The sequence below is a fragment of the Dialister hominis genome (assembly GCF_007164725.1).
Taxonomy (GTDB): domain Bacteria; phylum Bacillota; class Negativicutes; order Veillonellales; family Dialisteraceae; genus Dialister; species Dialister hominis.
This window is the reverse complement of record NZ_AP019697.1, coordinates 392,599-418,144: the sequence shown is the minus strand read 5'-3', so window position 1 is coordinate 418,144 and position 25,546 is coordinate 392,599. Positions and strand designations below refer to the sequence as shown.

At 48.4% G+C, this 25,546-nt stretch carries 27 protein-coding genes; 6 read left to right on the top strand and 21 right to left on the bottom strand.

Annotated features, from left to right (window positions below; translation table 11 throughout):
* Positions 1-12: 12 nt before the first annotated feature.
* The 20 genes from Dia5BBH33_RS01950 to Dia5BBH33_RS01860 form a co-directional block, all read right to left on the bottom strand.
* A complete protein-coding gene (locus Dia5BBH33_RS01950; protein ID WP_143332263.1) occupies positions 13-1,173 on the bottom strand; it encodes a phage major capsid protein in 1,161 nt (386 codons plus the stop codon).
* An 18-nt stretch (positions 1,174-1,191) separates the two neighbouring features.
* Positions 1,192-1,794 (bottom strand): HK97 family phage prohead protease, encoded by a 603-nt coding sequence (locus tag Dia5BBH33_RS01945; protein WP_198419624.1) that lies wholly within the window; start codon positions 1,792-1,794, stop codon positions 1,192-1,194.
* Positions 1,778-3,028, bottom strand: a complete 1,251-nt coding sequence (locus Dia5BBH33_RS01940) for a phage portal protein (protein ID WP_162501745.1) — start codon at positions 3,026-3,028, stop codon at positions 1,778-1,780. The genes Dia5BBH33_RS01945 and Dia5BBH33_RS01940 overlap by 17 nt, the downstream gene beginning before the upstream one ends.
* Before the next feature lie 14 nt (positions 3,029-3,042).
* Positions 3,043-4,707 carry a terminase large subunit gene (locus Dia5BBH33_RS01935; protein WP_143332260.1) on the bottom strand — a complete coding sequence of 555 codons (1,665 nt, stop codon included), beginning with the start codon at positions 4,705-4,707 and terminating at the stop codon, positions 3,043-3,045.
* Positions 4,704-5,066, bottom strand: coding sequence for a hypothetical protein (locus tag Dia5BBH33_RS01930; protein WP_143332259.1), 363 nt, complete (start codon positions 5,064-5,066; stop codon positions 4,704-4,706). Before Dia5BBH33_RS01930 ends, Dia5BBH33_RS01935 begins: the two co-directional genes overlap by 4 nt.
* Positions 5,067-5,225: 159 nt before the next feature.
* Positions 5,226-5,555, bottom strand: coding sequence for an HNH endonuclease (locus Dia5BBH33_RS11460; protein WP_143332258.1), 330 nt, complete (start codon positions 5,553-5,555; stop codon positions 5,226-5,228).
* Between the two features lie 191 nt (positions 5,556-5,746).
* On the bottom strand, positions 5,747-6,184 hold the full coding sequence (locus tag Dia5BBH33_RS01920) for a hypothetical protein (RefSeq protein WP_143332257.1): 438 nt from the start codon (positions 6,182-6,184) through the stop codon (positions 5,747-5,749).
* A gap of 241 nt (positions 6,185-6,425) precedes the next feature.
* Positions 6,426-6,524: a DUF3789 domain-containing protein gene (locus Dia5BBH33_RS11455; RefSeq protein WP_408609026.1), complete on the bottom strand. Its 99-nt coding sequence runs from the start codon at positions 6,522-6,524 to the stop codon at positions 6,426-6,428.
* The gene (locus Dia5BBH33_RS01915) at positions 6,521-6,772 is read right to left on the bottom strand and encodes a hypothetical protein (RefSeq protein WP_143332256.1); all 252 of its coding nucleotides are present in this window, start codon (positions 6,770-6,772) and stop codon (positions 6,521-6,523) included. Before Dia5BBH33_RS01915 ends, Dia5BBH33_RS11455 begins: the two co-directional genes overlap by 4 nt.
* Positions 6,773-6,777: 5 nt before the next feature.
* Entirely contained in the window at positions 6,778-7,179 is a 402-nt protein-coding gene (locus Dia5BBH33_RS01910; protein ID WP_143332255.1) for a RusA family crossover junction endodeoxyribonuclease, read from the bottom strand.
* Positions 7,179-7,457, bottom strand: a complete 279-nt coding sequence (locus tag Dia5BBH33_RS01905; RefSeq protein WP_143332254.1) for a hypothetical protein — start codon at positions 7,455-7,457, stop codon at positions 7,179-7,181. The genes Dia5BBH33_RS01910 and Dia5BBH33_RS01905 overlap by 1 nt, the downstream gene beginning before the upstream one ends.
* Before the next feature lie 211 nt (positions 7,458-7,668).
* Positions 7,669-9,798: an AAA family ATPase gene (locus Dia5BBH33_RS01900; protein ID WP_143332253.1), complete on the bottom strand. Its 2,130-nt coding sequence runs from the start codon at positions 9,796-9,798 to the stop codon at positions 7,669-7,671.
* Positions 9,795-11,408, bottom strand: coding sequence for a DEAD/DEAH box helicase (locus Dia5BBH33_RS01895; RefSeq protein ID WP_143332252.1), 1,614 nt, complete (start codon positions 11,406-11,408; stop codon positions 9,795-9,797). Before Dia5BBH33_RS01895 ends, Dia5BBH33_RS01900 begins: the two co-directional genes overlap by 4 nt.
* A gap of 2 nt (positions 11,409-11,410) precedes the next feature.
* The gene (locus Dia5BBH33_RS01890) at positions 11,411-11,902 is read right to left on the bottom strand and encodes a DUF669 domain-containing protein (protein ID WP_143332251.1); all 492 of its coding nucleotides are present in this window, start codon (positions 11,900-11,902) and stop codon (positions 11,411-11,413) included.
* Positions 11,903-11,920: 18 nt separating this feature from the next.
* The gene (locus tag Dia5BBH33_RS01885; RefSeq protein WP_143332250.1) at positions 11,921-13,009 is read right to left on the bottom strand and encodes an ATP-binding protein; all 1,089 of its coding nucleotides are present in this window, start codon (positions 13,007-13,009) and stop codon (positions 11,921-11,923) included.
* Positions 13,010-14,299: an AAA family ATPase gene (locus tag Dia5BBH33_RS01880; RefSeq protein ID WP_143332249.1), complete on the bottom strand. Its 1,290-nt coding sequence runs from the start codon at positions 14,297-14,299 to the stop codon at positions 13,010-13,012. It abuts the gene before it with no gap.
* 86 nt (positions 14,300-14,385) lie between these two features.
* A complete protein-coding gene (locus Dia5BBH33_RS01875; protein WP_143332248.1) occupies positions 14,386-14,577 on the bottom strand; it encodes a hypothetical protein in 192 nt (63 codons plus the stop codon).
* A 48-nt stretch (positions 14,578-14,625) separates the two neighbouring features.
* Complete coding sequence (locus Dia5BBH33_RS01870; protein ID WP_143332247.1) at positions 14,626-14,916, bottom strand: LysM peptidoglycan-binding domain-containing protein; 291 nt, start codon at positions 14,914-14,916, stop codon at positions 14,626-14,628.
* On the bottom strand, positions 14,916-15,209 hold the full coding sequence (locus Dia5BBH33_RS01865) for a helix-turn-helix domain-containing protein (RefSeq protein WP_143332246.1): 294 nt from the start codon (positions 15,207-15,209) through the stop codon (positions 14,916-14,918). Before Dia5BBH33_RS01865 ends, Dia5BBH33_RS01870 begins: the two co-directional genes overlap by 1 nt.
* Before the next feature lie 90 nt (positions 15,210-15,299).
* Positions 15,300-15,578, bottom strand: a complete 279-nt coding sequence (locus tag Dia5BBH33_RS01860; protein ID WP_143332245.1) for a hypothetical protein — start codon at positions 15,576-15,578, stop codon at positions 15,300-15,302.
* 422 nt (positions 15,579-16,000) lie between these two features.
* Here Dia5BBH33_RS01860 and Dia5BBH33_RS01850 point away from each other — a divergent pair, with 422 nt between their 5' ends.
* The 6 genes from Dia5BBH33_RS01850 to Dia5BBH33_RS01825 all read left to right on the top strand — a co-directional run bounded on the left by Dia5BBH33_RS01850 (position 16,001) and on the right by Dia5BBH33_RS01825 (position 21,659).
* Complete coding sequence (locus Dia5BBH33_RS01850) at positions 16,001-16,651, top strand: LexA family protein (protein ID WP_143332244.1); 651 nt, start codon at positions 16,001-16,003, stop codon at positions 16,649-16,651.
* 295 nt (positions 16,652-16,946) lie between these two features.
* Entirely contained in the window at positions 16,947-17,999 is a 1,053-nt protein-coding gene (locus Dia5BBH33_RS01845; protein ID WP_143332243.1) for a site-specific integrase, read from the top strand.
* 127 nt (positions 18,000-18,126) lie between these two features.
* Complete coding sequence (locus tag Dia5BBH33_RS01840; protein ID WP_108849997.1) at positions 18,127-18,633, top strand: succinate dehydrogenase; 507 nt, start codon at positions 18,127-18,129, stop codon at positions 18,631-18,633.
* A gap of 97 nt (positions 18,634-18,730) precedes the next feature.
* Positions 18,731-20,308 (top strand): IS1182 family transposase, encoded by a 1,578-nt coding sequence (locus tag Dia5BBH33_RS01835; RefSeq protein WP_143332102.1) that lies wholly within the window; start codon positions 18,731-18,733, stop codon positions 20,306-20,308.
* Between the two features lie 352 nt (positions 20,309-20,660).
* A complete protein-coding gene (locus Dia5BBH33_RS01830) occupies positions 20,661-21,299 on the top strand; it encodes a hypothetical protein (protein ID WP_143332242.1) in 639 nt (212 codons plus the stop codon).
* 9 nt (positions 21,300-21,308) lie between these two features.
* Positions 21,309-21,659, top strand: coding sequence for a hypothetical protein (locus tag Dia5BBH33_RS01825; RefSeq protein ID WP_198419622.1), 351 nt, complete (start codon positions 21,309-21,311; stop codon positions 21,657-21,659).
* A 65-nt stretch (positions 21,660-21,724) separates the two neighbouring features.
* Here Dia5BBH33_RS01825 and Dia5BBH33_RS01820 read toward each other — a convergent pair whose 3' ends face one another.
* Positions 21,725-25,072: a beta strand repeat-containing protein gene (locus Dia5BBH33_RS01820; protein WP_143332241.1), complete on the bottom strand. Its 3,348-nt coding sequence runs from the start codon at positions 25,070-25,072 to the stop codon at positions 21,725-21,727.
* Positions 25,073-25,546 lie beyond the last annotated feature (474 nt).

The window sequence follows — 25,546 nt, the reverse complement described above, 5'->3', positions numbered from 1 at the left end:
TTCCCTCCCGTCTCAGGCGGTAGCATTGCCTGCCAGCATAACCAGAGATTTGAAATCAACCGGTTTACCATCGGCAATCATGATTGACTTCCTTACAAGATCGTCGGTGTCATTGTCTTCATATATCTTCATGGCCACGCTGTAGTTGCTGTTGAGTACGTAGTCCTTCATGCGGTAAATGAAGGCGAACACGTCGGTTTTATTCAGTGTAGTAGAAAATGCCGGCAGGTAGTCGCAGAGCTCTACGTTGCGGCCCAAGAGGACTCTGGAAGGAACACCGTTGATACCTGCAGTCACTCTTGCAATGGGCTGGCCGTTGGAGTCGGTCATACCGATAAAAGACATAAAAGTAGCTTTGCTCATTACCCATACAGAACCTGCTTCATATGCCTGGGGAATGGCGGCTTCTGCCTTGATGAGGGTATTATAATCAAGCTTTGCGGCGTTGATGGTGACGCCCTGAGACTTATCCGCCAGGATGCCTGTGGGCTGACCGGAGCCGGTGCCGTTGATAATAGATTCTTCCAGAGCTACCACCATAGCCTCTGCCACATTGTTCACAATGATATCTTCAAATGCGGAAAGCGTCATGTTCTCGGTTTCAAGGGTTACAGCAACAGCACAGCGCAGTTTGAAATGGCTGAAAGTAATGCTGCCCAGCACCTTTTTCTGCTTTTCGGAAGTAGCCCCTTCTGCTACCCACTTAGCCACCGGCTTTACGTTGGATGTCGGGATGGCAAGGCCGGTCTTATAGGCCGTGCGGGTTACCAGGGGCAGAATATTGCCATAGGTACGAACCTTTTCAATAACGCGGTTCAGGGTAGTCGGCGGAATCAGCGCGGCTGCATCTGTGGTTGTAGCGGCATCGCGGAATTCAGCAGGAATCGGCGTACCCTTGGTTACATATTCCATGAATGCGGAACGGTATTCGTCGGATTCATATGGATTTTTCTTTACGGCGGCCTGGGGCTTGCTTCTTTTCTGCACGCCTTCCGGTTCCTTGTCGAACTGAATTCCCTGGGCAATCTTTTCACGCTCTTCGATTTCCTCATGTTCTGCATCCAGTTTTTTCAGTTCTTCCTGCAGCGCGTTCAGGTTCACCTTACCTTCGCCTTCCAGCGCTTTTCTGATTTCCATTTTTCTTGCTCTGATTTCAAGAAGTCTCTTATTCATTTTTTCTCTCCTTTTATTTTACAAAAAAGTTTCTATAATGAGCTTCTTTCGAAGTTCTTCACTCTTTTCCTTCTCCTGTAGTTCGGCAATCATGGCATCATGGCCTCTGGCTTCAATGCTTGTACCGTCGTATGCAGGGAAATCCACCGGACTGACGTCCATGATGAAATCAATGTGGTCGATGGTCCTTGTCTGTGTCTTTGCCACCGGATCATTTTCCCCGGAGTCTTTATCACTGGTATAAGCAAATGACATCTTGGAAATGTCTCCCCGCTTAATCAGCTGATAAATGTCCCTTCCTGTCGTGGTAGGCGCAATATCCGCATCAATCTTGAGCCCCTTCTCATCCACATTGAGACGCAGGGTTCCGTTGGAAGTCCTTGCCAGGATCAATGCGGAGTCGGAGTGGTTATACCGCAAGATGACGTCGCTCATGTCCGTATTGGCATCAACGGCCCCGGGTGCGATGACTTCATAGTATTTCGTGCCGGAGTACGGACTCTCCCACAGCAGTGTTTTCTGATTGAAAACCAGTGCATAACCCTCGACATGAAGATTTTCCCCATCCGCACCATCAACCGCCCTGAGCTGCATGCTTCGTACCTTAATCTTCTTTCTCATCCCCATCACCCCCCTTCAAATCATCGTCTTTACCCGTCTGGTAAAGAGACTGGTCCTTGGACTTTACATAGTTCAAGCTGACCACAATTCCCTCGCCTTCCTTACCAGGCAGTCCGGCATAGCCGAATAACTCTCGGATTTCATTCCGCTTAATGGCTCCTGCAGGAATCATGGCCTCCGCAATCTTTACCTTAGAGGTGGTGCTCATGTAGGCCAGGCGGTTCCCCTCGAATACGATTTCATTTCCGAATCCTCTTTCCTTGGGAGTGAAGATTTTTTCCGTGAATTCCTGTGACAGCTTGATTGCTATCGGGGCAATGACGCTTTCATAGAATGCCTGATACTCTTCTTCCTTAAACTTTCCGGAGACGATTTCTTCGGAAACTCCAAAGTACTTATACAGATTGTCCCTGGCAAACTTCATCTGCCCCGATTCGAAGGTCTGTGTATCTGTAGTCAGCTGCTGGAACTTGCCTCTGTTATCCAGTGAACCGATGCCGGAACCGTTGGACGGTCCTGCAAAGCTGTCCACGAATTTTCGCCACATGCTTTCCTGGTCTTCCGGTCTCACGGTTCCTGTCCACTGGATGATACCTCGAAGCTTATGGAAATTCTTCACCACGTTGATGACTGCCGTCTTCACTGCCTTCAGGAGGTTGATATCCTCCCTCAGAATCTTCCCTTCCGGGTCTCCGAAAACGTCATCCCGGTTGAAGTGCCTCCGGATGTGAATCATCTCTTCGTAGGGAACCGTAGCCTGTTCCCCGGTTCCGAATGTGAATCGGCAGTAAAGGTTTCCCTTCTTGTCCTCAAAAAGCTCCAGATTGTTGAAATTCAGCGGCCAAAGAGCCTCCACATTCCCGTTCATGTCTCTCTGGATGTACACGAAGAGGTTATTGTAGCAGTAATACTGGGCCACAATCTTTTCAATGAACTCCGATGCCGGCATGAGCCAGTTCGGCCTGGTGGAAAGGAGATACTGCAGCTTACTGTCCGCATTCTTCACAATGTTTCCGTTCTTCCGGACAATGTGGCGCGGATGGAGCTTTCCGGCATGGCGCGCAATAGTATCAATGCAGTTTCTTCCGGTGGCGTTGTCGTAGGCCTCTCCGTCGAAAGGAACGTAGTCATTGGACCATCCGTTCAGCAGCTTTGCCCTGGTAAGTCCATCCTGGCCGCCGGTGATTCTGCCAAAGATGTTCCGGATCATGCTTCTTAATTGGATTTTTCTCAAATCTTCACCCCCTCTCATATCATATTCATGTAGTCTTCCTTGTAAGTTTCATAAGCAGTGTAGGCATCCAGCAGTGAAGCAAAGCCGTCGATGCGCTTTCTCGGGTTGCTTGTTTTGCACGGCTGAATGTTGTCGTTCCTGTCCACGTCCACGGCCACATTGGCCATACACCATTTCAGGATAGGGTTATTGTTGTAAATCACCCTTTTGGCCTTCAAATCAGCCGCCAGGTTCTTCATCGGCCCGGAGAGTGTCTTTTTCCCCTGGACCACAGGCACCATGATATCTTCTCCGAATCGTTCAGTCATGGACTGCACCAGATACTGGGCAGACCACCGGTCATATCCGCACTTGAACAGGTAGATATCATCCTTCTCCATTTCATCTACGAACCACTGCAGGATAAGGCGGTAGTCATTGCGAAATCCTGGGGAAGTCTGCAGCCATCCTTTCTTCTTCCAGATATCATAAGGGACCTGGTCTTCATGCACACGTTTTTCCAGTAAATCCTCGGGAATCCAGTACATCTGCTTGATATAGATGTTCGGATCATCACGGACGCAAAAGAGCATTGTCGCACAGGTCAGGTCCGTTGTTTCGGACAAATCAAAACCACCTATTCCATACTTAGGCTTGAGAGCCTTCATGTCATAGGTGGTTTCATTGTTTAGCTGGTCGAATGTAAAGAATGCTTCTCCGCTGGTTTCACGGATGTTGAAGTCCTTACACAGTAAATTTTTTACTCTGAGCGCATCATGCTGCGCTTGGTAGACCTTCTGCGCCAGTGTCTGGGTGTTCTTGATGCTACCCAGGCCCGGATTGGCTTTCTGCCATTTTGCGGGGTCCGTCCACTCTCCCCTTTTGTCCAGTTCGTAGACGAAGGGAAGAATGGTTTCATCTTTGTACCCTTCTTTATCCTCATAGCCTTTTATTATTCTTTCGCATTCTTCGTATTTCAAGTCGAAGATGTTATCCCGAACCGTTCCGGCTGTGGATGTGATGATACATACCGGCTGTTCCCTGGCAGTCATACCGTCGATAAGGACGTCATAGAGGTTCTTATCCTTCAGGGCGTGCAGTTCATCTATCAGCGCTCCATGAACGTTTAAGCCATCCAGCTTATCCGAATCACTTCCCAGCGCTTCGAAGGAGCCTTCATTGAACCTTGACCGGATGACGGATACACGAAGATCCAGTTTCTTGTGAAGTGCCGGCGACTTCTTCACCATAGCACATGCTTCCTTCCAGATGATTTTCGCCTGGTCCCTCTTTGTGGCGGCGCTGTAGATTTCCGGCCCTGCTTCTCCATCAGCTACCAGAAGGTAGAGGCCAAGGCAGGATGCGAAGGTGGATTTACCATTTTTTCTGGCCACGATAAGGATAAGCTGCTTGTATTCACGGAGCCCCGTGTTTTTATCAACGAACCCAAAAAGCGCCGCCGTAATTGCCTTCTGCCACAGTTCCAGGATGACAGGTTTTCCTGCCCACTGCCCTTTTGAGTGCTTGCAGAATGTCTGGATGAAATCAATCACGTACTGCGCTTTGTCGTCATCGTAGATGTATTTGGAATTCTTGTCGTGCAGCTTATCCACCAGGTGCTTCATGACTCGCCGTACTTTATCGGAGACTACCACTTCACCGGAGATAATCTGCCCATAGTATTTCTCTATGTAGTTCATCGCTTCATCCGGCTCCTCAGAAACTCTCCCAGCTCATCCTTTGCTGCAGGCTGTGCAGACTCAGGGAGGCAGGAAAGCAGTGTTCGGAGGACACCGGTATAGTTTTTTATCATGGTGGAGTAGGCTCTGGACTCCGTAGACTCTTTTCTCCCAGTCTGGTTCTCTCCATTGGAATATTCCTCCACGAATCCAACTTTCTCAAGATCTTCATCCAGTTTTCTGAGGTTCACTTCCATGTGGGCCGCGAAATCAATGAGCGGCGTAACCACTTTTTTGTGATCCTCATCCATGGCTGAAAATATGTCATTCAATTCTTTGATTCTTCGTTTAATTTGGTTTTCCGGCTTGATTCTTCTCACTACTTTCACCTTCTCCCTTTAGAATTTTATTAAATTTTTAAAACATTATAAGCGCATATTGTTAACTACACCCCCTTCGCGTGCGGCGTTCGTTTTACGCGTTTCTCCGCCCCCGGAGTACTTTTGTTAACTTTTTACTTCCCAAGGTGGGGGGGGTAGTCATCCGTTGTTATGATTTACGATTCCAATCGGATTCCCATCATCATCAAAGCGGCACTCACGGTCCAGCCCCTGGCTGTGCACAGCGTTGTGGCAGTAGATGCACAGCAGCTCCAGATTATCCCACCCGTAAACTGTGCTATCGTCCGTCACGTTCTCCGGGTTGAGATGTCGTTTGTGATGGACGATGAAATGCGCCGGCTTTCCTGTTCCAGCAAAGGACCGGTTGTGACAGCGCTCGCAAATATAGTGCTGTGACTCTGCATACGCTCTGGCAACCGCACGCCAACGCCTCGAATTGTAAATACCTTTTGAGAAATCCTTTGCCATTTCCGAATTCCATTTCCAAAAAGAAAAACCATTCCGGAATTCCGAAATGGTTTTTGATACGTAAGAGCACGAGCCTATCGACATCAGCTCGTGCTCTTACGTGAAAACCCTGAATAAAGAAGGATGTGACAACCGTGTGCGATGAACTCTTCCTTCAATCTCACACTATCATTATAGCAGGATTGCCCGCATCATTTCGCATCATCCTTATCCATTACATCTTCTACTCTGCGAATGCATTCATAAGCTAGCTTCTTGATATGTTCCCTCGAATAGTTCTGCTCCAAGGCTATTTCTTCCCATGGCTTCTTTTTGAGATAATGTTCTTCCACGGCCAGCTTGCCCACAGTGTTAGGCGCCAACTTCAGGCATTCATATGCTTTTCTTCTATGGCATTGAAGCTCGTCCAGTGTCTTGTTGATTATTTCTGCTATCCCTGCGGTATTAGATTCAATCCTTTCTACAATGTCCGCAAGGTCGGAAGCTTTTGTTCCGGATACCTTGACCGCTTCATAGCAAATCCCTTTAGGCCCGGCAATATCTTCCACAGCCATTTCTTTTTGCTTCTTGTAGCGTTCGTACATTTCATATTCTTCATACGCTTGATTCAATAGCTCCTGAAAACTCACGCCCGCACTCCTTTCCAGGTTTACTGCCCCCCGCCGGAAAATTTAATTACCGATGCCTGCCATTCACCAGGAACAAGCTCATGGTAAATACTGTTACGATACTCCCCACGAATGCCCCGAAGATAAACCACACCGCTTCCATCACTGCGCCGCCTTCCTGGCTCTTGCCCTTGCCTGCGCTGTCCTGCCTCCTTTGGCCCGAAGCAGAATGTTCTGTGTTCTGACACTCTGCAAAAACCGCTTAACGCTCATCATCGCTCCTTTTTGCCACTACGCACAAAGCAGAAACAAGCATCCCAATCGCCGCTCCCACAAACAATCCTACGATAAAGGCTATCATGATCTGCTCCTTTCTGTAATAGAGCGGTACACATCTCCGCTTTTCTTATCTCTGATGACCACATCCGACAGGAGCTCATATCCGGCCCGCCTGATGAACATTCTGACGATCCCTATCACCCGGAAAGGCAGCATGGCCCTTTTCTGCCTTCTTGCTTCCTGCTCCTCCTTCCGCCACCGGGCCCATACAGAATTGAACGTCGGGTCCCCCTGAAAAAATACAGCCCTTTTCATACCGTTCTTAGCCATGCTGGCTACACCCCTATCGGTTTGATCAAAATATAAATCCCTTCATGGTCTGCGTAACACTTTGTAATCGATTCGGAAGCGACCTGCGCATCGTCCTTCCAGAATCCGCACTTCGTCATACAATCCTTCAGCATCTTTACCAGATTGTCCGTATCTGGCTTCGTGGCCTTCGGCGTACCGGCCTTATGTTTTTCATCCGCCCTGAAGCAGAACACCGTTTTCAAAGCGATCGGCCCGCCCAAAGGCCTTTCAGGAACATGCGGCGACAAAGAAGAAATATACTTCTGCTCAATTTCCACCAGCTCCGGCGGTTTGTAGATCCGGGCTTTCCCATTGACCACCGCCACCTTTTTCTCCTGAAACGTCTTTTTAGGGACCTGCATCGAAAGAAACATACTGATTGCCATTACTCTGCTTCCTCTCTTTTCCGAATTCCTGCTCTGCCAACTGAATACCCCAACCTACGAATATAGTTTTTGATAGTCCTTTCAGAAAGATGCATTTCTTTTGCCATATCATGGACTGAATGGTCAAGGCTACCATCCAGCAAATCCTTCACGTGCTTAATTCTGGCATGGAATGCTTCTCTCATTACCTTGCGTCCTTTTGCTCGACCTCTTTCCATAATAAGTTCATGATTCCTGGTCTGTAATTCCTTTGGATAGTCCTTGATTGTCTTCTTCATTTTTCTTCACCTCGTTAAAGGGACACCATAGGGACACATTTTTCACTCATCTTTGTCCATTCCTGCTATAGGAATGGAAGGAAAGGGGAGGGTGTGAGGCGTAGCTTCTCGCCACACCCTTCCCCCTTTCATTCCTCAGACTTTCCATAGGGACAAACCTATATATATAAACTGGTTTGTCCCGATTTTGTCCCGATTTATTAAAGAACCATTAGACCGAATTATCGACTTCTTTCGGGAAAATATTTCCGGTTTTGATAATATATTTTTCATTTTGTGCAATATACCTCCGTACCGACTTTTCAGACACATCGAAGTAGGAAGCCATGTCAGCGATAGTGACCGCCTGTCCGCCAAACGACAGAGCTTCATAAGCCTCGTCTACCTGCACTACACGGCTTTCCTTTTCCGCCTTCTTCACAAGGTTCCCTGCCTTCCTTCCCTTCGCCTGGATATCTGCGAGGCTGCCTTCTTCGGCGGCCATGGTAAGGAATCCTGCCTCGTCGGGGATGTGGATCGGGTACGTGAACCAGGTATTGACAGGCTCGAAAGATGGAAATTCCCGAAGCGTGCCGGTGATGCGGAAAGCGGTCGGCTTTGACTTGATGCCGGCTGCCCTGTCTGCCTCCCTGTCGAAAGGCGTCTTTTTCTCATCCATCACCACGAGCGGGATCATGTCCAGAATGGCATCCGGATCTCTGGCGAAGACCCCGGAACCGGAGGACCGGTCCACGGATCGCTTCATGCCCTGCCCGCCTTTGGAATGGTGATGGCAGTAGATCACGGCGCTGTGAAGCTCGGTGGCGATCTTGTCGAACTGGTTGCAGAAATGCGCCATCTGATCGGCGCTGTTTTCATCACCGGTGATGACCTTGTAGATCGGATCGATGATGACCGCCGTGTAATTCTTCTTCTGCGCCCTGCGGATCAGCTTGGGCGCCAGCTTATCCATGGGGATCGCCTGTCCTCGAAGGTTCCATATATCAATATTCTGTAGATGCTCCGGAGCAATGCCCAGCGCCGTATACACATCCTTGAAACGGTGCAGGCAGGACGCCCGGTCCAGCTCCAGATTGCAGTAGAGTACATTGCCCCTTCGGCACTGAAACGTCTGTAACCACTTCAAACCCTCCGCTATGGCCACGCAGAGCTCAATAAGGGCAAATGACTTACCTGCTTTTGACGGGCCCGCTAAAAGCAGTTTATGGCCCATTCTGAGCACGCCTTCAATCAAAGCCGGTGCCAGGTCGGGCATGTTGTCCCACACGCTGGACAAACTCTCCGGATCCGGAAGGTCATCATTGAGTCCTTCCACCCATTCCAGCCATTCGGTGTAATTCCTCTTCCCGATATTGGTTGCCATAAGGAACTGCTTGTGTCCGTTTCGGTAGACACCGGGAAGGCGGGACAGCCGGGAGGGATTCCGGTCATTATCGTCCACCTTGAGCCCGTTCTTTTTGCAGATCTCATACAGCTTCTGAACGCGCTTCTTGTATTCGTCCATGCTTCCCGCATCGATGTGGACAATGGCGTGGACGGACTTCTTTCCGGAGAAAACAAGAACCGCTACCGGGAGCTCCAGTTCACGGATCAGGGCTTCCTGTAGGCCTGGCTCCATAGCGTCCGACTCCACCAGGGCATACCGAAAATCGGCAACATTGGCGTTCTTCACGCCCTGCCCATCGAAGGGATTAAAGCGGATCCAGGCGCCGGCTTCCGGGTTGTAATCCCCCAGAGCATACCCAATGGCGTCATTGACCGATATCGCGCCGGCCTGCGCTTTTAGCCGATACTTTTTGAGCTGCTCGATGTAGTGCCCGGCTGTCATGCCGGCATCTCCTACGGAAGGTACCATCCGGCCGTCTTTTTCATAAGACTGCATGGACAGGGATACGATATCTTCCGGCTGGAAAACCGTATCTAGGTAGGCAATCATATCCCCAATCTGGTCCCAGCTGTCAGGTTCCTTGATTTCCTTTTTCGCCTCCAGATAATGGCGGTCTATGATCTGGACGTCCGTCGATATTTCATCGTCCCAGTTCAAGGCACGGTCCGGGCCCTGTGCTTTTGCCTTCGGCGTCCAGCCCCTGTCTTTGGCCATCTGCGTGATGGTGGCTCCCGTGACGATCGTTGAAGCATCTTCTCGGAAAGACTGCCATTTCCTTGCGCACTCCCCTTCGTGATATCGGGAAGGATCATCCCGGGACCACTCTTCCCACACACTGCATGGATAGCCTTCATGGGAAAGAGCCATGCCCACTTGCAGCCACTCGGTGTAACTGCAAGTGGATGGAGCGATATAAGCAAGCGGGCCTCTCAGATCAAAATTCCCTTTCGTCATAAGACTCCCCCATCAGGTATAAAAAGATCCGGTTCCGGTACATAAGATGCCGGATGAATGTCCTTCGGCACCATCCACCGGTTATGAGCAATCCGGGAAATCATGCCGTTTGCCGCATCGAATCCCCAGGTACCCACATGCTGGAACCCCCTGTTTTCCAGGAAGCGGATCTGTTTCGGTGTCGATAAGCCAGCGCTTCTCCGCTTGGCGAGCCGGTTCAGAAGCAGGGCAGCCTTCCCCGAATTTTCAATCTGATCGGGGAAGATCCCGTACTGTTCAAGAGCCTTCAGCTGCTTTTCGCTGGCGGGTGCCATTTCCCATCCGAAAGACGGAACGTAGCCTGAGAGATCTTCCGCCTGGATGCTCATCTCGAACTGCAAGGGATCTACCAGCTTCCGTTTCCGGGCTTTCATCGCCTTGAGCTGTTTCGCCAGTGCCTCTTCCCGCTCGATGATGACTTCTTCCGCGGCCTTCTGCTCCGCTTCTTCCAGATCGGCAGCCTCTCCGGACTCTTCGAGGTCCTTCGTCACACGGTCCGCCACATCTTTTGACTTGCAGATCAGCGACGCTGGCCGGCATAGGTCATGCCTTGCCGTGTTCCAGAGGAAATCCAGGACCAGGAGGTCCTTTTTCCCCGGGGACAACCTTGTGCCCCGTCCGATACACTGGCAGTACAGGGCTCGGATCTTCGTCGGCCGAAGCATGACCACGCAGTCGACGGAGGGACAGTCCCATCCTTCCGTAAGAAGCATGGCGTTGCAGAGGACGTTATATTTCCCAGCTTCGAAATCCTTCAGCGTCTGTTCTCTGTCCTTGCTGTCGCCGTTGACCTCCGCCGCATGGAATCCGTGGTGCGTAAGGATCGCCTTGAATTTTTTTGCCGTGGCTACCAGCGGGAGGAAGACGACTGTTTTCCTGTCGACGCAGTATTTCTTCATCTCAACGGCAATCTGTTCCAGATAAGGATCCAATGCAGTGCCCAGGCTCCCTGCGGCATAATCTCCGGCAGACATCTTCACGCCCGTCAGGTCAAGAGACAGGGGGACGGTCTGCGCTTTGATCCGGCAGAGGTACCCTTCTTTGACCGCCTGAGGCAGCGTGTACTCATAAGCCAGACTGTCAAAGTATTCTCCCAGGCATTGCAGATTGTTCCGTTCCGGTGTAGCGGTTACGCCCAGGACTCTTGCCTCCGGGAAGTGGCTGAGTACCTTTTGATAGCTTGATGCCAGACAGTGGTGCGCCTCGTCAATGATGATGGTCCCGAACGCATCCGGTGCAAATTTCTGTAAGCGTTTTTCTCTCATCATCGTCTGCACGGACCCGACTACCACCCGGTACCAGCTGTCCAGGCTCGTTTCATCCGCTTTTTCTTTTGCGCATATCAGGCCGGTGGCCGACTTGATCTTGTCCTGTGCCTGCGTCAGCAACTCATCCCGATGGGCAAGGATTAACACTTTTGAGCCGTTCCTAACCTCGTTCTTTGCCACATGGGCGAAGACGACGGTCTTTCCTACGCCCGTAGGCATGACGAGCAGGGTCTTTTTATGCTTCTGCTCCCATTCCCTTTCAACGGCGCGCACGGCTTCTTTCTGATACGGCCGCAGTTCCATGGTCAGAACGTCCCGGCTTTATATCCGCCCGCGGCACCGGCGGGCGCTTTTCCCGGCGGAAGGAACCGGCTTACATCGTTGTATAATTTTCCGTTATATTCTCTATTGGCAAGTTCCAGCCTGCCCGATGATCCGATGACTTTGTTCCAGTCCATCTGAAGCTTTCCGCCCGGTTCCGCCAGCCCCAGCGACACAAAGAACTGCGCCAGTTTCCAGGCCTGCTTCTGTGTTAAGAAAAGATTCGTGATGGTATGCGCTTCTCCTTTATCCCCGCCGTGAACGGTCAATGTCAGCTGCGCCTGTGGGCAGGGAGGCATCTTTGCCCCTCCGGCATAGTGCTTTCTCTCCAGCTTCTGCACCGTGAAATCATAAGTTCCGGGAGGGAGGATGACGAAGGATTCCCCGCTGTCTACGACCTCACTGTCCCAGTCAAGAGCCTTATCGGATGTGTCTGTGTGTGCTTCTCCAAAACGTGCGAATGCATTCTGTTCCATGATATCTTTCCTTTCGTCTTAAAATAGTACTTTCATGTTTTCTTTAATAAATGATTTGATCTGATCCCATGCCCCAACAAGGACCCCGTCAATGAAATCATCCGGGTAATCACTGATCTTCATGTTCGGCGGGAAATACCCCTTCATACTTACCGCCCGGACAATATCCTCTTCCGGGATGTTTCCCTGTTTCATCAGCGCATAAACTTTGGCAAGGGCTGGCCTGTTTGCGGGCACCTGTGCGCCCGGCGCATCTTCCTGAGTGATTACAGGTTTAGGTTCTGCGGACGCTTCTACTGTCTTTTTAAGCGGTTTTTCAGCAGGTTCCTTTTTTGCGAATTCCTCTCGGGCAGCAGGGATACTCTCTGTAAGAGGCTTGCTGGCGTCAGGAATGCACTTTGCGATATAGCTGTAATCAAAAGGCAGCTTGTCCGGAAGGTCAAATCGATTCTTCGCATCAGCAAAAGTGGTATGCGTCGTCCACATCACACGCTTTCCGCCCTGCGCCTTCTGCTTCTTGCTTGCATCGTCCGTGACCAGGATAGTTTCATAGTTGGCGAAGAGCAGAAGATCTGCCCATTCCTTCACCAGCGGAGCAACCTTGTTCGTCGTCTTGCTGGAAAGTTTTAATTCCCAGTGGTCATACTGCCCCATCTCATCCGGAAGTGTCACCGTCTTTAAAATAGCGTGTGCCAGGATGCAGACATTGATTCCCTGAGCGATGCAGGTTTCTAAAAGAACCAGGAAGCGGGAGAACTCTTCTACCAGATATGTATAGCCGCTGCCGTATCCGAAGTCTTCGATCCCTTTCTTCCCGTACTTCCCGCAGATGTACTCAATACAAAGCCGTTCCGCAGCATCCGCCGTATCAATAACGAGCGTACGGCACAAGGAAGGATTGGAATAGACTTCCTTTACGTCTTCCATGAGCTGAGGCCAGGACTGAATATCCGATACACGGTTCACGTCCAATCTTGAAGTACCGCCGTCCAGGTCAAGGAAAAGCGGATCCGGCCACTTGCCGGCAAAGGTACTTTTCCCGATGCCTTCAACGCCGTACACGCAGCCTTTGACCGGCCGGCTGATGATCCCTTTCGTGATGTTCATTTAAAACACTCCTTTCACAAATTTGGACGCCTGCGGCTTGACTGCGGATTCATCATCCTTTACCATGCCGTCTTCGATGATGATGGAGCATTCATCTCCGGTAGAAACTCTGGTAGCAATGACCTGCAAACCTTCCTCTTCCAACCATTTACCAAACTCCCTGAGTGTGTCCGTATCCATCTGTTCCAGCTTGTCCATCAGTACGAATCCGCATTCCGGATTCAGTTTCCGGATGATGGCCACTGCTACCTTCAACTGTTCCGCTCCGGACATGCCGTCCCATGGTTCGCCCTTGTAAAGCAGGTGACCATCCTTCACTGAAAGGCCCGGGAGCGGCAGGTCTGCTTCCTTCAGAAGGTCAGCCCGGTCTGAACGGACAGATTCAATCTGTTCTGTAAGGCCTTCATACTCCTGCTGGAGGTTATTGGCTTCCAGCTCTGCTCCTTCTTTGGCAGCATTGGCCCGGATTTTCCCATTCATTACTTCCACGTTGCGAAGGTTTTCCTCCAGCTCTGTCGTGCTTTCATCCTGCAGGTCCTGAGCTGATTTTGCAGCCACTTCGGCATCCGCCCTGGCTTTGCGCAGGGTATCCTCTGCCGCCTTCAGCGCTTCCATGGCTGCCTTGTAATTGCTTTCAGCCCTCATGAAGCGCCCCTGCATCTCCCTGACATTTATGCGTTTCCGTTCATTTTCACCATTCCTTGCCAGGATATCCTGCTGTTCCTTCAGCAGATCGGACACGCTGACCGGTTCAGTAGGCATATTGGGATAGAAAGGCATTTCTTCAGCGGCTTTCTTCTTCCTGTCTGCAATGCGGCCCACTTCCTTGCGCTGGTTGTAAAGCTGTTCTTCCTTCCGGTCCATTTCCATCAGCTTGTCGCCTACGCCGATGATCTGGAGCAGGGCTTTGGACTTTTCCGCTTCAGAAGCATGAAGGAAAGCTGGAAGATTCAGTGCCAGCTTGCTGATGAACTCATCCAGAAGCCTCTGCCCTGACTTCTTCCCTGTGGGGTCAATAACCTTCAGACTGCCATTGGCGCCCTTTCTTTCCACGATGATACCATTGGACAGCACCACATGGAGATTCGGAGGAGTCAGTGACCCATCCCTCTTTGGATTCGTAGGGCGGAACTTCTCGCCGCCCAGAGCCCATGCAATGGCATCCAGCACGGAGGTCTTGCCTTGTCCGTTCTTCCCGCCGATGACTGTAAGCCCCGAAGCACTCGGTTCCAGCTTTACAGCCTTGATTTTTTTCAGGTTCTCTACCTGCAGTTCGTTGATTGTAATCATGTTGTTCCTCCTGTGGTAAAATAGAGGCGGAAGGTTGCTCTTTCCGCCCTGGGCTTTGACGTCTCGTACACATCAGAGCCCTTTTTCTATTCAAAATACTTTTCGTTTGCTTCTGCATATTCAATTTCCGAGATTCTTCCCACCTCCTTGTCATCGTTGCAATTCAGAAGAAGCACCCAGTAGCCGCCGCCAAATTCGTTTACGATGGCATTATGAATGGCTGTGATAGTAAGTTCTCCGCCTTTTTCAGATTTGATAATGTAATGGCTCTTATTCAAGCCGTCACACGTTGCAGTAAATTTAAGCGTTTTTCTCGCCTCCTTTCATCACAGTTCCCGGGCTGCCTTCACACGAATCACCAGCTCAGTACCAGGCTGAAGGTTTCCCGGATCCGTGATTTTGTTGTCATGCATGACCTGCCATGTCAATTTGCTCATGTCTTCTTTATCTGTGGCCACTTTGGCCACGATGCCCCAGAGAGTGTCTCCCTGTTCAATCGTTTTGTGATACTCGATGAGTTCGGTTTCTTCAGCATGTGTCCACGAGTATGTAGCCACTGCCCCCGAAACAACCAGAACGCCAACGACAAGCAGCCGTTTTAATCTGAGCTTTCTCATTATTTGTATTCCTCCGCTTTAACCACTGCTGACCGGCAGCTTTCTGCCATCCCTTGGATAATCAATCTCAGCCGGATGATCGTCTTCTGCTGCGTATCAATCAGCCGCTTCATCTGCACCAGGTCATCTTCTTTTTCATTGAGGACCGCATACACATCCCGCCGGTTGAACTTGACACCAGGAACACCCTTCAATCGTTTCAGCGTTCCTTCCTGCTCCATGTTGATCACCGTACCGACCGAGACTCCCAGAAGTTCAGCAACTTCATTTCTTGAAAACGTACGGCACACCATCTTTAGCACCTCCCTTTGAAAAACTAGCATTCATTGTGTTTATATTTTTCAACTTTTTGAGTAAAAAAATATTCTCCGATATCAGCATTTTTATCTCTCCTGCCTCTTCCCATCCACAAACACATCGTCGCCGTCATAGCTCATCCTGTGCCATTTACCCTTGCCTTCCTTGAATGCGACTGGGTTCACGATGTGCAAATCATCGCTGATTTCATGACCGATGCAGATGATTGAATCGTTGAATGTGCGACTTCTTGACGCTTCTCTCTTTGCTTTCGTGAGTGCGTCCGGCGTTCCATCGTCCTGCACATACCACATCTTGCTAAGCGCATACCAGCCATGGTCTACTGTTTCTTCCATGTACCACATGTTCTTCACCTCCTTTGACGTTTTGTGTCTTAAGATGCCATCTGGCAACAATTAGAACAAAAAAAATTGATCAGCAGATAATCTGTAGTGGTTACAAATCATTCTGATCTCAGACGTAGAAAAATCAGCGCCTTTCCTGCGATTAAGTTTGTTGTTTACGGTTGTGATGTTAAGATGCAGCAGGTCTCCAAGGTCACTTTGCTTCACGTGATTTTCTACCATCCAACCTTTAAATTTATTATACGCCATTATTCCGCCCTCCTTTCTGTTTCCTATTGGCAACATTATAATAACCTTTATTTGTTGCCCTGTCAACAACTTTTTTATTCTTTTTGTTAAAAAATATTGCCATAGTGACAACAAACACATATAATACAAATAGAACATAAAATAGTCCATACAGGAGGGCAGGAGGAAAAAAGATGACTCCACTTGGTAATAAATTAAAGTCTTTACGTGTTGAACGCGGTCTTACAATGGAAGAATTAACGAATTCTTTTAATGAATTATATGATTTGAATCTTTCGCGCAGTTCTATATCACGGTGGGAAAATGGTGTAAGAGAACCATCAAATTCAAACCTGAGCGCCTACGCAAAATATTTCAACGTTTCTCTTGATTGGCTGCTTGGATTAAATGCAGACAGTAATGATGACGAAAAAGAGAGCCTGACTCGCGGCGTAAAAATCCCAGTTCTTGGCACCATCGTCGCCGGGCTGCCGATCACAGCTGTCGAGAACATTATTGATTATGAAGAAATCCCTCAGGAGATGGCAAAGACCGGCGAATACTTTGCGTTAGTCGTCAAAGGCTCCAGTATGGAACCGAAGATTTATGAAGGCGATGTCGTCATCGTGAAGAAACAAAGCACTGTAGATAATGGAGATATTGCTATTGTCCTTGTCAACGGAAACGAAGCCACAATTAAACAGATTCAGAGATCTCAAAGTGGAATCACACTGGTAGGATTTAACGTAGCAGTCTATCCTCCTCACATTTATACCAATGAAGAAATTGAGGACCTGCCGGTCAACGTTATTGGCAAGGCCATAGAAGTGAGAAGGAAACTATAAAATCCGGACATGAAAAAAGGACCGGCATCACGTGAATACCAGTCCTTCAAAGCCGAGAGGGCTTTTCTAAGAAATTCAGACGATCGGGCGCCTACTCTCGTCCTATAAAGAAATATTCTTTACTGAAAGCATATCAACGTATAGTTTTCTAAGCTGCCTATGCGGCAGTGCGGTTTTCCGTCTCTGCCAGAAAACGCTAGAAACAGGAATACAAATAAAAACTTTTTCGCTCTTGTCTATCCATCTTTATTGTATATATCTGGTGAGGTGAATTTCAATAGAATATCGCTTTTCTATGAGAGAAAAAAATCAATCTATCTGCCTGGTCTTGTCATACAAGGTCAATGGCAAGTGGAAGCAGAAGACAAAACAAGGTTTCAAGACGAAAAGAGCCGCCAGAAATTACCAGGATACTTTACTGGATGCAGTCAGACAGGAAGCCGAAACAGAAACAATAAAGGATATCCAGGATATCACGCTTAAGGATTTCACGAATGAAATATTCTTAAGAGATAAGAAAAACACCATCGAATACGGCACCCGTCAGAATTATATTGTTATGCTGACCCGCTTTGAATCCATTGCAAATAAACCGATCAAATCAATTAAAGAATATGAAGTTGTAAATGCATATAACCTTCTTTTAGATCGTCTCAAGGTTTCAACGAGCAATTTATCATTAGCATACCTGAAAACTGTTTTGAACTATGCTGTAAATACATATAAGATCATCAGAGTAAGCCCGGCACAGTCTGTTGAAATGGCAAAAGACAAGCGAAAAAAAGAAATAAAAGCATTTACAAAAGAAGAGGCAGAGCAGCTGATCAGTAGCATAAAGAACCCGCTCTATAAAATGATCACACTAACCGCTTATCTAACAGGCATGAGATACGGCGAAATTGTAGCTTTGCGATGGTCAGACGTTGATTTCTTCAACCAGACGATTACTGTTTCCAAGTCTTACGGTTTATGTCAGAATGGCAAATTTGGTATTAAAATACCAAAGACAAAAAATAGTTATAGAACGCTCCATTGCCCCGCCAGACTTATAAAGGCTCTCATCCAATGGAAAGAATCAAATCCCATCCAGATAGACGGCAGAGTTTACCCAACGACAAGAGCCACACACTCCAACCTTGTTATTGAAATAGGCAAATTCAAGAAAGGTATGAACATACACTCGCTGCGTCATACTTTCGCAACACTCTTATTATCTGAGACGCAAGACATAAACCTGGTTGCTGCCTGCTTAGGGGATAATCCGGCAACGGTCGCAAGGACTTATGTCCATTACACGCAAGACATACGCAAAAAGGCTAACGACTATATAGATGCGATTTTTAATTAAATTTTGGCCGTTTTTCTGCCGTTTTAGCAAAAAACATAGATTTTATCGAATAAATTGCACTTAAAACTCAATTAGTGTATAATAATTTTGTCATTCAAAGTCGTGAATCAAAGGATGTGCATAAGTAATGAAAAAATACATTGCAGCCGCTCTGATACTGATCGTGCTCATTGCAGCCGGCGGCGCTTTTGCGTTTTTCCATTTCTTCAATGGAGGCCCCTGGCAGGGTACCTGGTGGGGCGTGCAGGACGCCGGCGTCAACTGGACCGGCGACAACATGCAAAACCTGGAAACCGTTACATTTACCAGGAATGACGACGGCACCATCACTGTAGACCACAAAGTACAGGTTGGCAGCCGTGAAATCGAAGGCAGTCTTTCCGGCGAAGGGAAAGTCGATGGCGGACGCCTGCAGGTCACTCTCAAGAATGGCAAGACCGAGAGCTTTTCCTACAACGCAGTCGACAAGACCATTGCGACTCCCCTCACCAATGCAGATGATACACCCGTCACACTGAAAGAACTGACCGGCGATAACAATGACGAGATGGAACGCATCCGGAGCCAGATCGTACAGATCTCTCAGAAACCGGAAAACAAAATCGACAAAACACTGGCTTCCTCAAGAAGCTAAAAAAGAAGGGGATGTGACAAAATTCATCCCAACAAAAAGGGCTCTGCCCCGGATCATTTGGTCCGGGGCAGAGCCTTTCGTGTTATAATTTTTTACAATGAAAAATAACAACACTAGCAATCATTTTACCGCAGAACAAGGCATTTTGCCAATGTTTCCCTCTGAGATTCTCAATGTCGATGATCCTGTTTTAATGTATGACAGATTTATGGAGGAAATCGATCTTAAAAAGTACCTTCGTTACATACCGACGCGTGGCGCTGGCAGACCCAGGTATAATCCCGTCAACATGCTGAAAACGATCATCTATGGTTTCGCAGAAGAAGGATATTGCTCTTTTAGAAAACTTGAAGATAATTGCAGGGTTAATATCAGATATATGTACCTGATGAATTATGAAGCCCCATCCTATCGGACATTCTGTCATTTCGTGAAGGGCTTTCTTAAGTATTCTCTCAAGGATATCTTTTATTCAATTACGAAAGAACTCTGCGGCAAACTCAACGTGGATTTGCAGCATATATATATTGACGGTTCCAAGTTTGAAGCGAACGCAAATAAATACAGCTGGGTATGGAAGAAATCCGCTGAAAAATCCCGCTACAAGCTTTTTGCCAAGATTACCAGCCTTTTTGAGTTACTCAATGATGATCTTAAGTATGACCATATGAGTGTAAACATCAATACAGAATACGCTCCGGACTATCTGCGTCTGGTATTGGATAAATTAAAAGAAATCTGGCAGATTGATGAGACGGCCTTTGTTCATGGAAGCGGGCATCGCAAGTCCGATCATCAACGCAAGTATGAGCAGCTTAAGGCATATACATCAAAACTTGAAGAATATGTTGAGAAGATACAGATATGCGGTACTTCCAGAAACAGTTATTCGAAGACCGATACGGATGCAACATTCATGCGAATCAAGTCGGACTACATGGGAAATGATCAGCTTCTGCCTGCATACAATGTCCAAATAGGTGTTGCCGATGAATTTATTGCCGTAATTGATGTTAACCAGTATCGTTCAGATATGGATTGCTTCGTACCGCTGATGGAGGAATTCCACGAAGTCTATGGGGCTTATCCTAAGTATCCTGTGGCAGATGCAGGATATGGATCTTTCAACAATTACATCTATTGCGAGCAGCACGGTATGGAAAAGTATATGAAATTCCCCATGTACAAGAAAGAAACGAAAGACAAGAAATACCATACCAATCCGTTTCGGCCAATAAACTTTAGAGTTGATGAGAATGGAACCATCCGTTGTCCAAATGACAGGGCTTTCAAATTTATCTATAGACATCTGGTCAGAGGGAACTTATACGGCAGGCAGGAGGAAGTATTTGAATGCGAAGACTGCCAAGGATGCCCGCTGGCAGAGCAATGTAAAAAGACCCCGAAGAACAAAAGAATCTCATTGAGCAGAGAACGGAATAACATGTACCAGGAGGTTCAGGATAATCTGGAAAGCATCCATGGAGCCCTGCTAAGAATGAACCGGTCAATCCAGGCTGAAGGAACTTTTGGAATCATGAAACATGACAGATGGTACAAAAGAATCGTCAGAAAAGGGATAGATTCTGTAAAAGCCGAGTTATACCTGGTAGCACTTGGCTATAATTTAAGGAAATACATCACAAAAATAATGCGTATAAGGATTGCCGCCTAAGACAATATAATTAAAAGTCTTATGGGGGTAAGGGGGCTTACGCGCATTTTTACGTAAAAGGCTTACAGCAGAGCTAAAAATGATGAAATAAAGACGCAAAAAAGAGGCTGCAACAAAATGATTAACCATTTTGTCACAGCCCCTCTTTTTTGTTGTGCGGAAGGAATGAACCCCTTTCGGTGCATACGCGCCACTTTCCCCTGACGGGGACAGCCTATGCGTTATACCGGCTTTCTTTTACCATCACACTTCTCCATCTGCCCCCTCCCGTCTTGCTTACGGGTGCCGGCTCAGCATATAATTGAAATAAAGATTCTCCCAATCAGGAAAGCATTTTAAGAAGGGATTTCTTATGAAGGATATGCAGGAGAAGATCAGATTTTTCGGCCGGATCGTATCTGTTCAGCCGCGTGCCAATGTCTGGCGCTACCGTCTGGATAACCGTTCACATGGCATGAAGGGCTATAACCTGTTCCTGAAAGGAGTGGCAGACAGCGAAGACAAGGATTTTTCTATTGCCATTTCAGAGAAGCAGCAGGAAAAGCTTCGCTTTCACATCGGTGATGAAATATCTGGAACTGCCTGGACGAAGCTGTATCCAAAGCTCGACTATGCCGATTATTACCGGGCCGGAGCTTTGAAAAAGATAAAGCCGGCTGATTTTGTCGATGAAGAAAAGACTTCTCCATGGGAGGGTGAAGTTCCATCCTTAGATGTTTACAACTGGCACGGATGCCGCATGCTGGACGGCCGGAGATGGAGAGGCAAATGCTTCACCTGCAAATGGGCCTGCATAGCAAATGTTATCATTGAATACGACTGGGGCGTTTCCCAGAGATTAAGGTTCGAGAGCTACTGCTATGGCCCGAAAAGCTGCAAGCGGTATGCCATGGGGCGCCCCAGACCTGTCCCCTATAAAGATGCGGGAATTTATTATGATGACGGTGAACTGGACATCATCTGTACAGAAAATCGTGGTGATGATGATTAAGAAAGAGGGATGTATATGTTGTTTAGAGGTGACCCATCTGAAAAAGACTGGCAGCTGTTCCGAAAAAAAATAAGGGGCTGGCAGGACGCATATATGGGAAAATTAGTTCAGGAATACATGGAAATTCTGCAAAAGGATGTATCGGCATCGGAAAGATTCTGGACTTTGGAAGAAAGAATCAAAAAAGACAGGAAGAATCCCGGACTAATCGTTGAAATGAGCAGACGTCGCCTGCTTTCTAATCTGGCGAACCTTGCAGCTTACGGCGTCATTCACAAATCTGATTTGGAAGAATTCAGTGATAAAATGAAAAAAGATATTGAAGAAATCATGGACTATAATGGAATTGATTACAAATAAATTCCAATGTATTGATAAAAAGAGCCCCGTGCAAATGCACGAGGCTTTTTCTATTCACGCTCTATTCACTTAAAAGTTATGGCTGATGGTCGCAAAGAAGGTACCGTCTTCCTGCTTGCCGGTCCAGCCGGTGGCCTTGAGGTCGACGCCCCATGGGTGGGAATTGTCCATCTTGCTCTTCCAGCCGAGTTCGAGGAAGCCGCTGGAGCCTTTGACGGTCGGGCTTGGGGTATTCCAGCCTGCGTAGGTGGTCTGGCTTTGCTGCCCGCTTCGTAGTCCCAGCCGATGCCGGCGTAGAGGGATCTTATCTGGTCGAAGTCTCTGGTCCATCTCATGCCGAGTCTGGTGACATAGGAATTGATGGAGTCGAAATCGTACTTCGAGTCGCCGTAGCCACTGTGGACGACGGCGCTGTCGCTTCCGAGGTAGGTGTAGAAGAATTTACCGTAAATGTCATAGCTGTCACGGTTTCTGGTGTAGATCTTGCCAAGGCCTGCCTGGGCAGCGATGTATGGTGCGCCGCTGTCGTAGCGGGACATGGATTTGGCGATCATACCGTGGAATTCGCCCTTGAGGTAGCCGGCTCTGACGGCGCCTTCATAGTAGAGGCCGCTGTCGAGATCGCGCCGTAAGAGGATACCGCCGCCGGTATAGTGCTGGCGGCCGTCGCCTCTGGCTCCGGTGTCAAGGTAGCTTGCATAATGGCTCTTGCCGTATTCGAAGAATGGCATGATGGTGTCGATATGGCCTTCGTGCTGGCTTCTTCTTACGAAGCCGACGTTGGCGGCCATGCCGTTGCTGTCGATGTAGGAGCCGGTGTTATAGTGGAGATCGTATCCGCCGACGATAGCATACGGTACAAACTTCGCTTCGATATCATGGTTTTCAATCCATGCGCCTTCTGCAGCATGGAGGGCGCTGCCGGCGATGATGTCGCCTGCGTTCTTGATCGTATTGGCTGCATTTTCCCTGTCTTCCGGAAGGATCTTCGTATCCGTATCAGGAGTTCCTTTTTCGTCCTTCGGAATGGTGATGACGATCGTATTCGCATCTTTCTTTTCGACGATGGCTTTATAGTTGATGAAGCCTGCCGAGGTGACGGTATCGAGGCCGTCGATCGTGCCGTAGCTCGTGTCATCGGTCGTGATGCCGTTCGCATTGTAGAGGAGGTTGATGTACTCGCCCGGGTTCAGCTTCGTATTTCTCTGGACACCGCCAAAGACCGTGGCGCCGGAGACATCCGTCGTACCGTCGGTCGTCGTGCTGTTTTGTACAGCCACCAGGGTTGTATCTGCGTCAACCGCTGCATTTCCAGTGACCGTCAGCATGGTCTCCCCAGCCGTCGTTCCTTCAGGGACGTAGAAATTGAGGTTTTGGAAATAAGCAAAGTCTGCGACCGTCTGGCCTTTGGTATACATATTGTACGTGTTGTTCTTGCTTTCGGTCGTACCATAACCGCCATAGAGGCTCATTTCCGGGTTCAGATCTCCCGCCAGAATATTGATCGTATTGTTATCTGCTGCGCCATCGTAGGTTTGCCCACCATAAATGTCTGTGTCAAGCGTGCCGCCGGATACATTGATTGTGTTGCTATTCGCATCGCCTTCGGTAGTAAAACCGCCATAAATACCGATTCCGCCTGTGACTTCGCCGCCGCTGATGGTGACAGTATTGCCATCAGCATCTCCTGTACTGGCCATACCTCCTGTCACGATAGGTACGAAGTCTTCCGGACTAGAAACTGTACCGCCGGAGATGATGACCGTATTTTCCGATGCGCCCGTCACCCCGGCACCGCCAGTGACTGTCCCCGGATTTCCGCCGGTAATGGTGATCGTATTCCCCGTGGCGCTGCCCCCACTCTGCGCTGCCATCGTGATAGCGGACGTACCTCCGCTGAATACAAGAGTATTATTGACCGCATCCCCTGTCTCGGCGTAACCAGCAACCGTTTTAATCGAAGAGCCGCCTGTCATTGTGAGTGTATTGTCACTGGCTCCTGTCTTGCCATAGCCGCTGGTGACATGACCGATCAGGTCACCGCCGCTGACTGTGAGGATATTGGAAACAGCCTCGCCGCTTGCTGAATAACCGCCAAAGACGGTATCTGAACTTTCCGTAGAGTCAGCAACTCCAACCGTTCCTCCATTGATGGTGACAGTATTTTTAGAAGCAGTACCATCAGCCGTATACCCGCCATAGACCGTCTTTTCTATAGTGCCGCTTTCGATAGTGACGGCGTTGCCTGTGGCATCATTGCTTGTGGTTCCCTCAGCCGTATAACCGCCATAGACTTCGCCCTTGACAGTGACATCTGAAATTTTGACAGTATTTTGAGAAGCATCGCCAGCTGCTGCCTCACCGGTGAGTGGATTATCCATCTGGTGTAATGCATAACCGCCATAGATATTTCCTGAAACATCTGCCGTGCCGCTCAGTTCGACAGTATTTCCTTCAGCTCCCTTGCCGATAGTATAACCTCCGGCAACGATGCCTCCGACACTGCCTGAAGAAATTTTGACAACGTTATTGGTCACATCGCCCAAATAAGACCAACCGCCGGCTACGCTTCCGGCTATAGAAACCGCTTTGCTTATTTCTACACTGTTTTGGTCAGCCGTCCCATAGATGGCCCAGCCTCCACTTACAACAGGCACTACACTTTCTGTATCTCCTGAACTTGTTACCGCCCCGCCAGTCATGACAACTTTATTGTTTACAGCACTTCCTTCTGGTTGATTATTATAGCCTCCGGAAATCATCTGACTGACTGTACCACCGCTCATGGTTACGCTATTATTTTCTACTCCCTTTCCCTGTGCGCCGTATACTACACCAAATGTACCATCTCTAATTTCAACAGTATTATCTGCCGCCGAACCATTATCCGCCTGACTCCCGGACAGCGTATACTGTACTGATCCTCCTGTAACAAGCACAGAGTTCCCAGAATTGTTTGTATAAGATCTGCCCCCGTATAGAAAATTACTGGTTCCTGCGCTTTCCACATGGTTTCCTGAAGCCGTATTGCCATAGGCCCCGTAGACAGCAGCGGCAGTGCTGCTGCTGTCAAAGATCACGGTATTATTATTTGTCGCACCCAGTCTTGACTGGCCGCCGTAAATCTCAGCCTGGCTTACCTGCGTATTTGTAACATTGACTGTATTATTCGATGCATCGCCTGATTCACCTCCACTGACGGTACCACCATAAATCCTTATTCCAGTTGAGTCCGACGACGCATCCGTCACGTTCAGCGTATTCCCGCTGGCTGTCCCTGTATCACTGTTGCCGGTAATTTCCGTTTCCGTAATTGGTCCCGTCACCGTCACAGCAGCCTCTGCTGTCATGGCAGAAAATCCCATCAGGCTGGATACGACCAGCGCCGTCAAAACTTTGTACTCCCTTTTCATAATCAGCCATCCTCCCCCTTGAAATGCAGCCCTTGGCATGCATAAAAAAGATACAAGTGCTTTCCTTCAAGGAATCCATAAGCCTTCCCGAGACATCAGATCCCTTCCCCCCGAGCAGCCCTCCCAAGGCGGCTCATGCTCAATCAGCAGGGCTAACAGACACTTTTCTATTCTTAATCATAATTCCATGATTAAAAAATATCTATCTGTCAGAATTATAGAGAACTCTGTCCGATAGATATGAACTCTTTCTATAATGAACTATTTGAATATAGATAAGCATGGCCGGCATTCGATATCATCGGAAGAAAAGGACCCCTCCCGCCAGGACGCTCCCAAAGAGAACTATAAAACCTTTATATACTGGATATGTTTACTATAAAAAGTGGTAAGCATCTAAACATCGGGGGAAAATGTCGAAGGGATAAGGACACATAAAAAGAGCCGCAGAAATGTGCAGTCATTTCTACAGCT